The sequence below is a fragment of the Spectribacter acetivorans genome (assembly GCF_031846305.1).
GTDB classification, from domain to species: domain Bacteria; phylum Pseudomonadota; class Gammaproteobacteria; order Nevskiales; family Salinisphaeraceae; genus Spectribacter; species Spectribacter acetivorans.
Window position 1 is genome coordinate 195,076 of record NZ_JAVRHY010000002.1, and the last position, 13,327, is coordinate 208,402.

Sequence of the window (13,327 nt, forward strand, 5' to 3'; positions counted from 1 at the left end):
GCGTGAATCGGGATGACGAGCATGCCGTGGTGCTGCTTTCCGGCGGCCTGGATTCCGCCACTTGTCTGGCCATGGCGCGTGCGCAGGGACTGGTCTGCCATGCCCTGACCGTCGACTACGGCCAGCGACATCAGGCGGAAATGCAGGCGGCCGCAAGACTGGCCGTCAGCCTGGGCGCGGCACAGCATCGGGTCGTCCGGGTCGATCTGGCCGGCATGGGTGGATCCGCCCTCACCGACGCGGGCATCGACGTGCCGGAACAGCCGGGTACCGGCGTACCGGTAACCTACGTGCCGGCGCGCAACACCGTCATGTTGTCGATCGCGCTGGCCTGGGCGGAGGTGCTGGATGCCCGGCACATCTTCATCGGTGTCAACGCGGTGGACTATTCCGGCTATCCCGATTGCCGTCCGGCCTTTATCGAGCAGTTCGAGCGGCTGGCTGCGCTGGCAACCAGCGCGGCCACTGAACAGGGGCATACCGTGCGCATCCAGGCGCCGCTGATCGCCCTGACCAAGGCGGAGATCATCCGTCAGGGAAGCGCGTTGGGGGTCGACTATGCGGCGACCGTGACCTGCTACCAGGCGGATGCCGATGGGCAGGCCTGCGGTCGTTGTGACGCCTGCCGGCTGCGTCGGCAGGGGTTTGCGGAGGCCGGCGTGAGCGATGCCACCCGCTACGCGGCGGACGCTGGCTGATTCCCCGCCACGACACCCTGGCCAAGTAAGCGTTTTCGGGTATCATTGCGCGCTTTCCGCGCGGGCCGTTAGCTCAATGGTAGAGCACCGGGCTTTTAACCCGTTGGTTCCGAGTTCGAGTCTCGGGCGGCCCACCATTCAACGCGCCTCACGGTCAGCCATTGGCGGTTGACCGCTCCCGGTTCCGAGTTGACGGCGTGCGTTCCTGCACGCCGCCCTCCGGGTGTCGCTTCGCGACATCCCGATCCGGGTCTAACCGAATCGGTCGAGTCTCGGGCGGCCCACCATTCAACGCGCCTCACGGTCAGCCATTGGCGGTTGATCGCTCCCGGTTCCGAGTTGACGGCGTGCTTCCTGCACGCCGCCCTCCGGATGTCGCTTCGCGACATCCCGATTCGGGTCCAACCGGATCGGTCGAGTCTCGGGCGGACCACCATTTACTGTGTCTTGCAATCCAGCGTCCGGCCACTCAGTTGGTTGGCGTGCCCCGCTCGGGCGTTGCTGTTCGGTGTAGTTGCTCGACGCCGGCTGCCAGGGTGACGGTGGTCAGTTCGCCGAGATGCCAGTCGACGATGCGCCCGGCACGGTCCACGAACAGGGTGGTGGGAAGCATGCCGCTGCCAAGGGCCTGGCCAAGTCGGCCGCTCGCATCCAGCACTACGTTGTCCAGGTCCAGCGATTGCGCCTCCAGATACGCCTGCACCGTGGCAGCAGACTCGCGCTGGTTGGCGAACACGAAGGCGATATCGTGATGCCGATTCGCGGCCGCCTCCAGTACCGGCATTTCCCGTCGGCAGGGACCGCACCAGGTGGCCCAGAGGTTGATCACCCGTGGTCCCGGCGTGATATCGGTCAGCACCACAGTACTGCCGTTCAACTGTTGCATTTCGACGGGCGGCAACATGGCGGCCCGGGGTGTCAGCCAGGCGGTCAACCCGGTACCGCCCAGCCAGATCAGTCCACCGGCCAGTAACGCCGAGGCCAGCGCCCGCCGGTTTCCCGGCTCGCGGATCAGATAAACCGCCACCAGGGCGATCACGACCGTTGCCGCGCCCGGCCACCAGAAGCCGCCGTCCCAGATGTAGAGGATTTCCAGGGGACGGGATGCGTACAGCGACCAGTGTCGGGCGACGAACCCCACCCGCGCGCCGATCACGCCGGCGATCAGGAGCAGCCAGAGGCGATCGTTGGCAGAAGGGGATTGCCGGCTCGAGGAAAGCAGGCGCCCGACGACAAGCGCGCCAGCAAAGCCCAGCATCAGCAACAGGCGATCGAGCGGAATGGACAGCGGCCCCAGAGCGATGGTCTGCATGCGTGTTCAGGCTGGCGGGAAGACGCGCGCGATCATGACCGATTGCGGGCTGACCCGCCAGAGTCCCGGGGTGGGGTGCTGAAGCAATCCGTCGTGCCCGGTAAACTCTCGCGCTCTGCGGCGCCGGCGATCAGCCGTCGGCCCGGTTGCCTGCCGCCAACAAGGAGACACGATGGCCATCTGGCACGGTTCCCCCGACCTCGACCTGCTCAACGGCTATGCCAGCCGCGACATGACCGGCCGCATGGGCATGGTCTATACCGAAATCGGCGACGATTACCTGCGGGCCCGGATCCCGGTTACGGACGACTGGCGCCAAGCCTACGGACTGTGGCATGGCGGCGCCTCCTGCGTGGTGTCCGAATCCATGGGCAGCGTGGGCACGTCGCTGTGTCTGGACAGCGAGCGCGAGTACTGCGTGGGTGTCGAAATCAATGCCAGTCACATGCGCTCCGCCACCCGCGGCCACGTCACCGCGGAGGCCAGGCCGATCAAGCTCGGACGGAATCTGCACGTCTGGGAGACGCGGCTCTGGAATGATCAGGACAAGCTGATGTGCGTTTCCCGCCTGACCACTTCGATCATAGCCGGCGGGCTGCCGGTCACCGGCTAGCAGACTTCAGTCGGGCCGTTCATCGGTTTCCGGCAGCGGTTCGGGCGGTGGTTCCGGGGCTTCCACGGGCGGCGGCGAGGGGGCTTCCTCGACATCCGCGTCCGGCGCCTCGTTCTCGGGTGTCAGTTCGTCGGCGGTCGCGGCTTCCTCGGCCACCTCATCTCGGCTCTTTTCGATGCCGATGTGATACGCGGCAAAGCCCGGAATGACCACCTGATTGAGTGCCATGCCTAGTACCTGGCCGCGGACGGTGGAAATGACCTCGATGCGGGTATTCGTGATCGGGTCGGTGACGGTGCCGAGGACATCCCCCTTCTTGACCCGATCGCCGAGGCCCACGCGGCTGAACAGAATCCCGCCGGAGTCGGCCCGGACCCAGTCGGACTCGTAGTACACCGGCTGTGGTTCCCCCCACAGGCTGATGCGGCTGAGCATCTTCATGTGATTAAGCAACGACCGGATGCCCTTGACCCCCTGGGCCACTTCCTCGGGCTGGAAGCGCATCGGTTCACCGGCCTCCAGCGTGACGGCCGGAATTCCCGCCTGCGTGGCCGCGCCGCGTAGCGTGCCGGGCGGGCCCTCGCTTTGCAGCACGGCGATCGCACCGAATCCCTGGGTGAGATCAAGCACGGCCGGATGGTCGAGATCAGCTCGCAGCTGCGGCAGGTTCGTGCGGTGGAAAGAGCCCGTGTGGACATCCACCAGTGCGTCGCAATGGCGGATGATGCCTTCGAAGAACGCATGGGCGATGCGCGACGCCGAGCTGCCGTGGGCATTGCCGGGAAAATAGCGGTTCAGGTCTCGTCGGTCCGGCAGGTAGCGAGAACTACGGCGAAAGCCGAACAGGTTGACGATGGGGACGCCGACCACGGTGCCAGCCAGCTCGTCGGCCTCCAGCCCGTAGAGAACCCGGCGGACCATCTCGATACCGTTGAGCTCGTCGCCATGGACTGCCGCGGTCAGGCAAAGGACCGGGCCGGGGCGCGTGCCATGGGCCACAAGTACCGGCGTGGGTACCGAGATTCCCAGGAATGATTCGCTGGCCACCCAGGACAGGCGACGCGTCGTACCCGGCATCACGTCCGTATCCAGAAAACGGAACGGACCCATCTCGTTAACCGAAGCGGTTTCCTGCTCGACCGGAGGAGACGCGGCGGGGCCGGCCTCGGCATCGGCCTCGGCGGCGACCGGCGGCGCCGCCGGGTCGGCTGTTTCCGGCGGGGCCGCACTATCACTGGTCTCGTCCGCCGCTGGTGCGGCGGCGGGAGGCGGGGTGATGATCAGATCATCCTCGATCTCATTGGCCCAGCCCGGCACGGTCAGCATGATCAGAGAGCAAGCTAGGCCACGCAACCATGGTCGAGCCTTCATGACCCGATCCGAGGGCCGGGGACGGGGCGAGTAACCCCCACAGCAGGCACCTGAGTTCACCGGATCTCCATCTTGGGTGGTGCCGCCGGAGGGACTTGAACCCCCACAGCCTAACGGCCACCAGGACCTAAACCTGGCGTGTCTACCAATTCCACCACGGCGGCTTGGCGCCTAGTTTACCGCTTTGTCTGCCGCGCATTCGAGCGGGTTGCCGTGGCGGCCCCCGCATGAACGCGTCTCGAGTTGCATCGACTCTGGCGTTTGCGTAATGTCGGAAATGCACCATAGTGCACTGTACAAATGTGCCAAGCGGCAGCATAACGCTTAGCGCACAAAATAGCAGATCAAAACAGCAATATAATGCATGTTCGGGATCCGCGGACCCTGGTCAGGATCGTAGGCGAACAGCAGGACACGGGGCAGTAGACCCCACGGGCAGATGCGGCGCGGTGCGCGCCGGGCGAGAGGAGCACAGCATGTATACCGTCGATATCGATACCGGCGGAACGATGACCGATGCACTGGTCAGCGACGGTGATCGCCGTCACTCGTTCAAGACCGATACCACGCCCCACGATTTCACGGTCTCGTTCCGTCACTGCCTGGAAGCGGCGAGCCAGGCGCTCGGGTTCGATTCGACCTCGGCATTCCTGCGTGAGGTCTCGATCATCCGCTGGTCTTCCACCATTACCACCAATGTCCTGGGTGAGCGCCGTGGCGCACGCGTGGGCATCCTGGTATCAGCCGGGCACGAGACCGATCTTTACGGTGACGGCGATTCCTCGGTGGTCGATGACCTGATTGCCGCCAATCACATCATCGGCATGTCCGCCGACCCGGATCGCCAGGAAATCCTGGATAGCGTCAAGAAACTGCTGGAAAGCAGCGTTCGCCGCGTATGCGTGTCCCGGGCCGGCTCGTTCCCGGACAACACCGTGGAGAAACACATCAAGGCGGTGATCGAGGAACAGTACCCCGATCATTTTCTGGGATCGGTGCCGGTGCTGCTGGGCAGCGAGATGGCCCAGATCGGCCACGACCAGACCCGGGCCCATTACTCGCTGATGAATGCCTATACCCACTCCCAACTGGCCCAGGCGTTGTTCAAGGCCGAAGACATCCTGCGCGACGACTACAACTGGGAGCGCCCGCTGTTCATCGGCCACACCAGCGGCGGGGTGGCCAAGGTGGGCAAGACCAAGTCGGTGGACACGATAGAGTCCGGGCCGGTGTTCGGCACCTTCGGCGGGGCCTACATTGCGCGCGAGTACGGCATCGACAACGCGGTCTGTTTCGACGTCGGCGGCACCACCTCCAAGGTCTCGATCATCCGCAACGGCGAACCGGTGTTCCAGCGCGGCGGCCAGCTCATGGGCATTCCGGTGCAGACCTCGTTCGCCATGCTGCGGTCGCTGGCGATCGGCGGCGGCTCGATTGCCCGCGTGACCGACGGTGCCGTTCGACTGGGGCCGGAAAGCATGGGCGCCGCACCCGGGCCGGCCTGTTATGACCTGGGCGGCGATCGCGCCACCCTGACCGACGCGATCCTGGTGCTTGGCTATCTCGATCCCGCGGGCTTTCTCGGCGGGCGCCGGGAACTCTCGATCGACCGGGCCCGCGCGGCGCTGGCCGAACATGTCGGCGATCCGCTGGGCCTGTCGGTGGAAGCCGCAGCCCGTGCGGTGCGTGACCAGGCGGCCAGCGAACTCGCTACCCTGGTCCGAAACACGCTGGCCGAAGCCGGCCTGTCTGCTGCGGAAACGGCGCTGTTCCTGTTCGGCGGCAACGGGCCCACGCTGGGGGCGTTCGTTGCGGAGGCCGTGGGCATCGAGCGGGCCTACGCATTCGATCTGGGGCCGGTGTTCAGCGCCTTCGGCTCAGCGATTTCGGATGTCGTCCACGTTTACGAACGTGGAGTGGGGACGACCTTCGGCCCCGAGGCGGAGACTCGCATCCGGGCGGTGGCGGCCGATCTCTATCTGCAGGCGGGCCGCGACCTGCGCGGGGAAGGTTTCGATCCCGCCGACGCGACCTTCACCGCGGAACTCGAATTCGGCGAGCACGAGACGGTGGCCGGGGTGGTCCGCATCGAGACCGGGCCGGATGCCGATGACGCCTGGTCCGAGGCTGCGAAAAAAGCCGTCGCCGCCAGCGATATCGATATCACCCGCTGGCCGTTGCTACTTATCCGACTGTCGGCGCGGCATGCCATCGGCACCCACCGTCTGCAGCCAAGCGATCGGCAGGCTAGCGCGGGCGCCGGGGAAACCCGTGGCCTGGTATTCCGCGAGGATCAGAGTCAACCGCAGCCGGTCCACCGCTGGGAAGACCTGGGGCCGGGCAGCGAGGTGGTCGGCCCCGCGATCATCAATGGCGCCACCCTGACCTGTCCGGTGCCGCCGGGCTGGGCGCTGCGTGTTGACGAATACGGCAACGCCGCGATGGAGAACAGGCAATCATGAGCTACGACCGGCTGCGCTTCACGGAATACCTGGATCTGGATCTCAACAGCGAGACCTGGATCTGCCACGACTGTGGGCACGAGTTGATCTCGGCGAGGGAGAACTACAAGAAAGGCTGTCTGGTCGCCGACCGCGAGCCGGCCGAGGTCCATCCCCCGGTAATGGCCGGGGACTACGGCTTCGTGCCCGACGCCGACTGGGTGCATGTGCTGGAGTTCTACTGTCCCGGCTGCTCGCGTCAGATCGAGGTCGAGTATCTGCCGCCGGGGCATCCGGTCACCCACGACATCGAAGTCGACCTGGATGCGCTGAAAGCGCGTCTGGACAACAAGGAAATAGAAATCCGCGACGGCAAAATCTGCCGACCGGGCGGCGACGGGGAGGACGCGTAAATGAGTGACCGAACCACGGCCCGGCCGATGCAGTCGATCGATATCGATGTCGGCGGCACCTTCACCGATCTGGTGCTGAACCTGGACGGCGAGACCACCATCGCGAAATGTCCGACTACGCCGCACGACCTTTCCGTCGGGTTCCAGGATGCCATCGAGGCGGTGGCGGAAAAGACCGGCACGACCATGCCGGAGTTGCTCCCGCGCATCGACGTCGTGCGTTACTCCACCACGGTTGCCCTGAACCGGTTGATCGAACGCAAGGGCCCCCGCGTCGGCCTGGTCACCACGGAAGGCTTCGAGGACACCATCCTGATCGGCCGCGGGGCCCAGTGGCTGGACGGGCGCCGGGTGTCGGAAATCCGCAACATCCCGGCCCAGCGAAAGCCGATGCCATTGATTACCCGCGACATGACCGTGGGGGTGCGCGAGCGGGTCGATTCCACCGGGCGCATCGTGCGGCCGCTCGACGAGGAGGACGTTCGCCGCAAGCTCCGCACCCTGATGGACCGGGGCGCACGGGCGATCGTCATTTCCCTGATGTGGTCGTTCGTCAACCCGGACCACGAGCGGCGCGTGCGCGAGATCATCCGCGAGGAATACAAGGAGTATCAGCTGGGCTTCGTGCCGGTGGTGCTGTCCTCGGCGGTGGTGCCCAAGATCGGCGAATACGAACGCACCATGACCAGCGTGCTGGATGCCTACCTGCAGCGCGACATGCAGGCCGAGATCAGCGCCACCTGGGACAAGATCCGCGACCAGGGGTATCGCGGTTCCTTCCTGATGATCCACAACTCCGGCGGCTGCGGCGAAATCTTCAAGACCAGTGCGTCCCGCACCTTCAATGGCGGGCCGGTTGCGGGCCTGATCGGCTCGGCTCACTTCGCCAGGCAGCTCGGCTACAAGAACGTGATTGCCGGGGATGTCGGCGGCACGTCGTTCGACGTCGCGCTGGTGGTGGAGTCCGGGGTGCGCAACTACGACTTCAAGCCCGTGATCGACACCTGGATGGTCAACATGACCATGATGCAGACGCTGTCGATCGGCGCCGGCGGCGGTTCCATCGCGGCGGTGGACCCGGTCACCAAGCGTCTGACCGTCGGGCCCCGCAGCGCCGGCTCCATGCCCGGACCCGTCTGCTACAACCAGGGCGGCACCGAACCCACGGTGACCGACGCCGACGTGGTGCTGGGTTACATGAATCCGGGTAACTACTTCGGCGGCAAGATGAAGCTGAGCGTGCGCAAGGCCGAACGCGCCATCCGCGACCGCATCGCCGAGCCGCTCGGCATCAGCGTTCTGGAAGCGGCTGCCCAGATCCGGCGCATCATCGACGAATCGATGGCCTCCGCGATCAAGCGGGAAGTCCACATGCGCGGTTTCCGGCCCGATGATTTCGTGCTGTTCGCCTTCGGCGGGGCCGGGCCGACGCACGTCTCCGGGTTCAAGGCCGACGTGCCCCGGGCGGTGGTATTCCCCTCGGCCCCCGTGTTCTGCGCCGTGGGTTCATCGATCATGGACTTCGTGCACATGTACGAGCAGTCCCGCCGCATGGTGTTCATGGAGCCGAAGACAGAAGCATTCGTCGCCGACCGGGAACAGTTCAACCGGACGGTCGAGGCATTGATGGAAAAGGCCCGTGGCGAGCTGATGGCCGAGGGGTTACCCGTCTCCGAGGCGATCTTCTCGCTGGAGCTGGACATGCTCTATGGCGGCCAGGTGCAGGTGAAGCGGTTTTCCTCGCCCAAGGTACGGCTGGATTCGGAGGACGACGCAAGGGCCGTCTACGAGGCCTTCGAAGCCGAGATCTCCGACGCCTACAGCCCGCTGGTGGTCAACCGGCCGGGCGGGGCGTTTCTCGACAATTTCGTGCTGCGGGTCACGGTGCCGACGCACAAGCCGTCGCTGGTCGAACGCGAGATGGGCGGCGCCGATCCGTCCGCCGCCGCCAGCGGTTCGCGCGAGGCGTTCTGGCCGGAAACCGGTGAAAGCGTGGACACCCCCGTCTACACCTTCGAGAAACTGCAGCCCGGCAACGTGATCGACGGGCCGGTCATCATCGAGGCCGAGTTCACCACCATCGTGGTGCCGCCCGGGCAGCGGTTCTCCATCGACAAGCACGGCCTGGGCGTGATGGAAGCCAGGGCGTAGGAGAGAAAAAATGGCAATCCCGACACTCGAACAGAAGCTCAAGTGGCTCAAGCCCAGTCCGGCCAGCGACGAGGAACTGGCGCTGGCGGCGAAGCTGGACGCGGCCCAGGTGGAAATCGGCTTCCAGCGCACCAACGACATCCTCTCCGAGGCCATGGAGGTCTTTCAGCGCACCTGTCGCTGCGCCATGGGCGTAGCTGGCGATTCGCTGGTGGGCATCATGACCGCGGAAGGCGACATGGTGAATGCCTCCTGCGGCACCTACCTGCACTCCGTGATTCCGCCGCTGATCAGCAAGTTCGTCATGGAAACCTATGGCGACAACCCCGGTATCCGTGACGGCGACCTATGGTTCGCCAACGACGCGGTGTATGGCGGCGTTCACAATCCGGACCAGATGGTGATGATGCCGGTGTTCTTTGAGGGCGAACTGGTCGCCTGGACCGCCGCGCTGGTGCACACCACCGAAACCGGGGCGATCGAACCGGGCGGCATGCCGGTATCGGCTACCTCCCGCTTCGAGGAGGGCATGAATCTGCCGCCAATGAAGATCGGCGAGAACTTCAGGCTCCGGGACGACATTGTCACCATGTTCGAGGCCTTCGGCCTGCGCGCCCAGTCGATGATCAACGTCGACCTCAAGGCGCGCTGCACAACGGCCGACCGGGTGCGCCGCCGGATTCTGGAAGTCTGCGAACGCGAGGGGGCCGATTATCTGCGCGGCCTGTTCCGGCGCATGCTGCAGCAGGCTGAAGCCGGGGCGGCGGATCTGATCAGCCTGTGGCCGGACGGCCACTACCGCTGCGTGACCTTCGCCGATGCCGTGGGTCTGCAGCAGGGCATTGTGCGCAACTGCTACATGGACATGCAGAAGCGCGGCGACAAATTGATCGTCGACTTCTCCAAGACCGGCCCGGAAACCGCCAGCTCTTACAACGCCCATCCGCAGGCGGCCATCGCCCACTTTTCCAACTATATCTACGAATATCTGTTCCATGCGTTGCCGATCAACAACGGCACCTTTGCGTCAATCGACTTCAAGTTCGGCCAGAACACCTGCCTGAGTCCCGACCCGCGGGCGGCGACCTCGAACTCGGTGATGATCTCGGCCGGCGTGATGAGCGCCAACCACAACTGCTTCGCCAAGGCGTTGTTCTCCACCTCGGACTGGCGCCAGGCCGGGGCCTCGCTGGGTAACGGTGGTAACGCCCTGGTGCTGGCCGGGCAGAATCAGTGGGAAACCGACTTCGCTGACATGATGGCCTACTCCATCAACAGCGAAGGGCAGGGGGCGCTGCCGGACATGGACGGCATGGACTCCTTCGGCTTCCCCTGGGCGCCGTTCGGCCGGGCACCCAACAGCGAATTCGTGGAAAACGAGTTCCCGCTGCTGATCCCGGTATCCAACCATCTGCGCGATTCCTGCGGTCACGGCAAGTACCGTGGTGGCGTGGGCACCGTCCAGGTCTGGGTGGCCCACCACAAGCCGCAAGTGGCCCTGATGGCCATCGCCGACAACACCCGCCTGCAGACGCCACAGGGCCTGTTTGGCGGGTATGCGCCGTGCACACTGCCGGGCATCGGCATCCGCCAGGCCAATATCACCGAGATGATGGCCGAAGCTAGCGAGGCCCTGAACATGGACGCCTACGACATCCTGTCCAACCGCACCATCGGCGGGGACTACGAGGTCGAGTTCATGGGCCGCTCGGTGCGCGCCTACAACGAGGGCGACATCGTCACCTTCGCCTTCTCCACCGGTGGCTGCGGCTATGGCGACCCGCTGGACAGGGATCCATTGGCGCTCGAGGCCGATATCCAGAAGGGCGTGGTTTCCCGGGAGGCGGCGGAGTTCGTCTACAAGGTCGTCTGGGACGAGGAACGCCAGGCAGTGGACGAGGCGGCCAGCGAGCAGGCACGGCAGGCGGAACTGGCGGCTCGCGCCCGGCGCGGCGTGCCCTGGGACGAATTCATGGCGTCCTGGTCGCAGAAGAAGCCGCCGGAGGAGATCCTGGTTCACTACGGCACGTGGCCGGACGCCGAGTCCCGCGGTCCGCTGGTGCGTGCCTGATGGGGGTCGACGCTCGCAAGTGTCTGGCCGATCTGGCCCGCGGCGAGGTCGGGGCAGACGACCCCCTGTTCGCGCCGATGATCCACGGCCTCGGCGCCCAGATCGAGGCCCTGTCGCCGACGGAAATGGTGGTGGATGCCACGCGCCTGGGCAAGGGGCTTGGCGAGACCCGGCGCGTTCTGGGATTGTCGTCGCTGTACGTCACGGTGCCGTCCCTGGCGGAGGCCGAAGCGCTGGGCGCGGGTGTGGATCTGTCCGTCTGGCCGCCGCGTCTGACCGCGCCGGCGGGCGCGGCGGCGCTGGAAGCCGATGAGGCCGATGCGATCGCCGACAGTCCGCGGCTACAGGCATCGCTGGAGCTGACCCGACGCCTGTCGGCCACTGGCGACGATGCGGCCCTGCTGGTGGGACTCACGGGACCGGCCACCCTGGTCGAGCAGCTGGTGCCGGGGTCAACGGGGGAGGAACGCGAGGACGCATTCGACTATGCCGGCGGATTTCTCACTGCCCTGGTACGGGCCTTCGGTGAAGCTGGCGCGCATGCGGTGGTGCTGCAGGAAACGGTGGCGGCACCGGACGATGAAGATGGTCGCGAATTGTGGGAGGACGCGCTCACGCCGGTGGCCAATGTGGCCCGATTTCACAAGATGCCGGTGCTGCTGGGTTTCGTCGGTGCGGCCGGGCCCGGGCCTGGCGACTGGCCGGATCAGATCGTGCCCTGTCTGGCCCCGGGGGAGACCGCGGCGCAGGCGGGCGACGATCACGTACTCATGCTGCCGGCTGACCCGGCAACCTGGCGCGGGTCGGCCGACGGCACGGCAATGATCCTCACTGCTGGCGAAGTGGCGGTCGACACGCGAATTGCGGACCTCAAGACCGTCATCAAGGCGCTTGCATGACAGACTACTGGTGCCCGGAACTGGAGACCAAGCCCTGGTCCGACGTCCAGGCCTGGCAGGCGCAGTGTGTCGCGGAGGCAGTCCCGCGGATACGGGCGAGGTCGCGCCTTTACGCCGGACTGCTGGCCGAGACCGGCGATGTCACGATCAATGCGTTCGAAGATATTCAGCGACTGCCGTTCACCGAGAAGGCGCATCTCAAGGACGCACAGGCCGATGCCTCGAAGGCCGAACCCTTCGGCGCGAATCAGGCGGCGCCCCTGGTGGATATCGTGCAGACGGTGTCCTCCTCCGGCACCTCGGGGATGCCGCTGTACTACCCGGTGACGCGGGCGGACGTGGCGATGTGGACCGATGCCATCGCGCAGAACTTTTTCACGTCGGGTATCCGGCGCGAGGACATGATCGCCCACCTGGTCGGTCTGCCGGGGGTGGCCGGCGGGCTGCCCTATGCCGAGGCATTCCGCGAGATCGGCGCGACCCTGTGCTGGCTGGGTGGTTTCCCCACCGAGCGCATCCTGCGGGAAATGCGCCGGCTGCACACCACGGCGTTGCTGGCCACCACCTCGTTCGGTACCTACCTGAGCGAGACCTGGGATCAGGCGGGTGAGACCACCGGCATCGAGTCGTCCCTGCGCAAGGTGCTCTGTGGCGGGGAGCCGGGTCTGGACCAGCCGGCCATCCGGCACAAGATCGAAACCGGCCTGGGCATCGACGGCCTGCGCGAGGTCATGGGCATGGGCGACGTGATTCCGGGCATGTGGGGGGAATGCGACGTCGCCGATGGCATGCACTTCAACGCCCAGCGCTACGTGGCGGTGGAACTGATCGACCCGGACAGCGGCGAGACCGTCCCCTGGTCGGCCGGCGCCACCGGGGAGCTGGTCTATACGACCTTCCAGCGGGACGCCGCGCCGTTGATCCGCTATCGATCGCGGGATCATGCCCAGGTGGTGGACGTGACCTGCGCCTGCGGCCGAACCTCGCCGCGCATGCGCTGCATCGGGCGCACGGATGACATGCTCATCTACAAGGGCATGAATGTCTTTCCCACTGCCATCCGCGACGTGGTGGCGGAAGTCTTCCCCGGTCGGCTGGAACCGACCCTGCGCATATGGAAGGCGCACAAGGACCTGGTTCGCTTCGACGAGGCCATTCCGGTGGATGTCGAGGCCTGCGAGGGCCTTCCGGCCGCCGAGTACCCCGCGATTGCCGAGGCGCTGGAAAACGCGGTGCGCTCGCAGATGCAGGTTCGCATTCGGGTCACGGTCCTCGAACCCAGCGGCCTGCCACGCGGCGCCTACAAGAACGCGCTGGTGGCGGTACGAGAAAGCACATGAACGTCAATCGGTTACAAC

General features: G+C 65.8%; 10 protein-coding genes and 2 tRNA genes. 9 read left to right on the forward strand and 3 right to left on the reverse strand.

Going from position 1 to position 13,327, the window contains the following annotated elements:
* Positions 1-2 precede the first annotated feature (2 nt).
* Positions 3-698 (forward strand): 7-cyano-7-deazaguanine synthase QueC, encoded by a 696-nt coding sequence (gene queC / locus RM531_RS02940; RefSeq protein WP_311657182.1) that lies wholly within the window; start codon positions 3-5, stop codon positions 696-698.
* Between the two features lie 62 nt (positions 699-760).
* Positions 761-835: transfer RNA gene (locus tag RM531_RS02945), tRNA-Lys, on the forward strand.
* A 332-nt stretch (positions 836-1,167) separates the two neighbouring features.
* On the opposite strand, the gene RM531_RS02950 is transcribed toward RM531_RS02945, so the two are convergent.
* Positions 1,168-2,010, reverse strand: a complete 843-nt coding sequence (locus RM531_RS02950) for a prolipoprotein diacylglyceryl transferase family protein (RefSeq protein ID WP_311657183.1) — start codon at positions 2,008-2,010, stop codon at positions 1,168-1,170.
* Positions 2,011-2,182: 172 nt separating this feature from the next.
* On the opposite strand from RM531_RS02950, the gene RM531_RS02955 reads away from it, so the two are divergent.
* Entirely contained in the window at positions 2,183-2,623 is a 441-nt protein-coding gene (locus tag RM531_RS02955) for a PaaI family thioesterase (RefSeq protein WP_311657185.1), read from the forward strand.
* A gap of 6 nt (positions 2,624-2,629) precedes the next feature.
* Here the strand turns inward: RM531_RS02955 and RM531_RS02960 are convergent, their stop codons facing one another.
* Positions 2,630-3,994, reverse strand: a complete 1,365-nt coding sequence (locus tag RM531_RS02960; protein ID WP_311657186.1) for a succinylglutamate desuccinylase/aspartoacylase family protein — start codon at positions 3,992-3,994, stop codon at positions 2,630-2,632.
* 77 nt (positions 3,995-4,071) lie between these two features.
* A tRNA-Leu gene (locus tag RM531_RS02965) sits at positions 4,072-4,158 on the reverse strand.
* A gap of 312 nt (positions 4,159-4,470) precedes the next feature.
* Here RM531_RS02965 and RM531_RS02970 point away from each other — a divergent pair.
* The 6 genes from RM531_RS02970 to RM531_RS02995 are packed head-to-tail and all read left to right on the forward strand — an operon-like array spanning position 4,471 to position 13,309.
* The gene (locus RM531_RS02970) at positions 4,471-6,456 is read left to right on the forward strand and encodes a hydantoinase/oxoprolinase family protein (RefSeq protein WP_311657187.1); all 1,986 of its coding nucleotides are present in this window, start codon (positions 4,471-4,473) and stop codon (positions 6,454-6,456) included.
* Positions 6,453-6,848, forward strand: a complete 396-nt coding sequence (locus RM531_RS02975) for an acetone carboxylase subunit gamma (RefSeq protein ID WP_311657189.1) — start codon at positions 6,453-6,455, stop codon at positions 6,846-6,848. The genes RM531_RS02970 and RM531_RS02975 overlap by 4 nt, the downstream gene beginning before the upstream one ends.
* Positions 6,849-8,999: a hydantoinase/oxoprolinase family protein gene (locus RM531_RS02980; protein ID WP_311657191.1), complete on the forward strand. Its 2,151-nt coding sequence runs from the start codon at positions 6,849-6,851 to the stop codon at positions 8,997-8,999. It abuts the gene before it with no gap.
* Positions 9,000-9,009: 10 nt separating this feature from the next.
* A complete protein-coding gene (locus RM531_RS02985; RefSeq protein ID WP_311657192.1) occupies positions 9,010-11,070 on the forward strand; it encodes a hydantoinase B/oxoprolinase family protein in 2,061 nt (686 codons plus the stop codon).
* A complete protein-coding gene (locus RM531_RS02990) occupies positions 11,070-11,969 on the forward strand; it encodes a uroporphyrinogen decarboxylase/cobalamine-independent methonine synthase family protein (RefSeq protein WP_311657194.1) in 900 nt (299 codons plus the stop codon). Before RM531_RS02985 ends, RM531_RS02990 begins: the two co-directional genes overlap by 1 nt.
* Positions 11,966-13,309: a phenylacetate--CoA ligase family protein gene (locus RM531_RS02995; RefSeq protein ID WP_311657195.1), complete on the forward strand. Its 1,344-nt coding sequence runs from the start codon at positions 11,966-11,968 to the stop codon at positions 13,307-13,309. The genes RM531_RS02990 and RM531_RS02995 overlap by 4 nt, the downstream gene beginning before the upstream one ends.
* The last annotated feature ends 18 nt before the right edge of the window (positions 13,310-13,327 follow it).

Excerpts from the sequence above, each read along its gene's own strand:
- RM531_RS02960 (WP_311657186.1), bottom strand. The coding sequence starts at position 3,994 with ATGAAGGCTCGACCATGGTTGCGTGGCCTAGCTTGCTCTCTGATCATG.
- RM531_RS02980 (WP_311657191.1), top strand. The coding sequence starts at position 6,849 with ATGAGTGACCGAACCACGGCCCGGCCGATGCAGTCGATCGATATCGAT.
- RM531_RS02985 (WP_311657192.1), top strand. The coding sequence starts at position 9,010 with ATGGCAATCCCGACACTCGAACAGAAGCTCAAGTGGCTCAAGCCCAGT.
- RM531_RS02995 (WP_311657195.1), top strand. The coding sequence starts at position 11,966 with ATGACAGACTACTGGTGCCCGGAACTGGAGACCAAGCCCTGGTCCGAC.
- RM531_RS02955 (WP_311657185.1), top strand. The coding sequence starts at position 2,183 with ATGGCCATCTGGCACGGTTCCCCCGACCTCGACCTGCTCAACGGCTAT.
- RM531_RS02990 (WP_311657194.1), top strand. The coding sequence starts at position 11,070 with ATGGGGGTCGACGCTCGCAAGTGTCTGGCCGATCTGGCCCGCGGCGAG.
- RM531_RS02970 (WP_311657187.1), top strand. The coding sequence starts at position 4,471 with ATGTATACCGTCGATATCGATACCGGCGGAACGATGACCGATGCACTG.
- RM531_RS02950 (WP_311657183.1), bottom strand. The coding sequence starts at position 2,010 with ATGCAGACCATCGCTCTGGGGCCGCTGTCCATTCCGCTCGATCGCCTG.
- RM531_RS02975 (WP_311657189.1), top strand. The coding sequence starts at position 6,453 with ATGAGCTACGACCGGCTGCGCTTCACGGAATACCTGGATCTGGATCTC.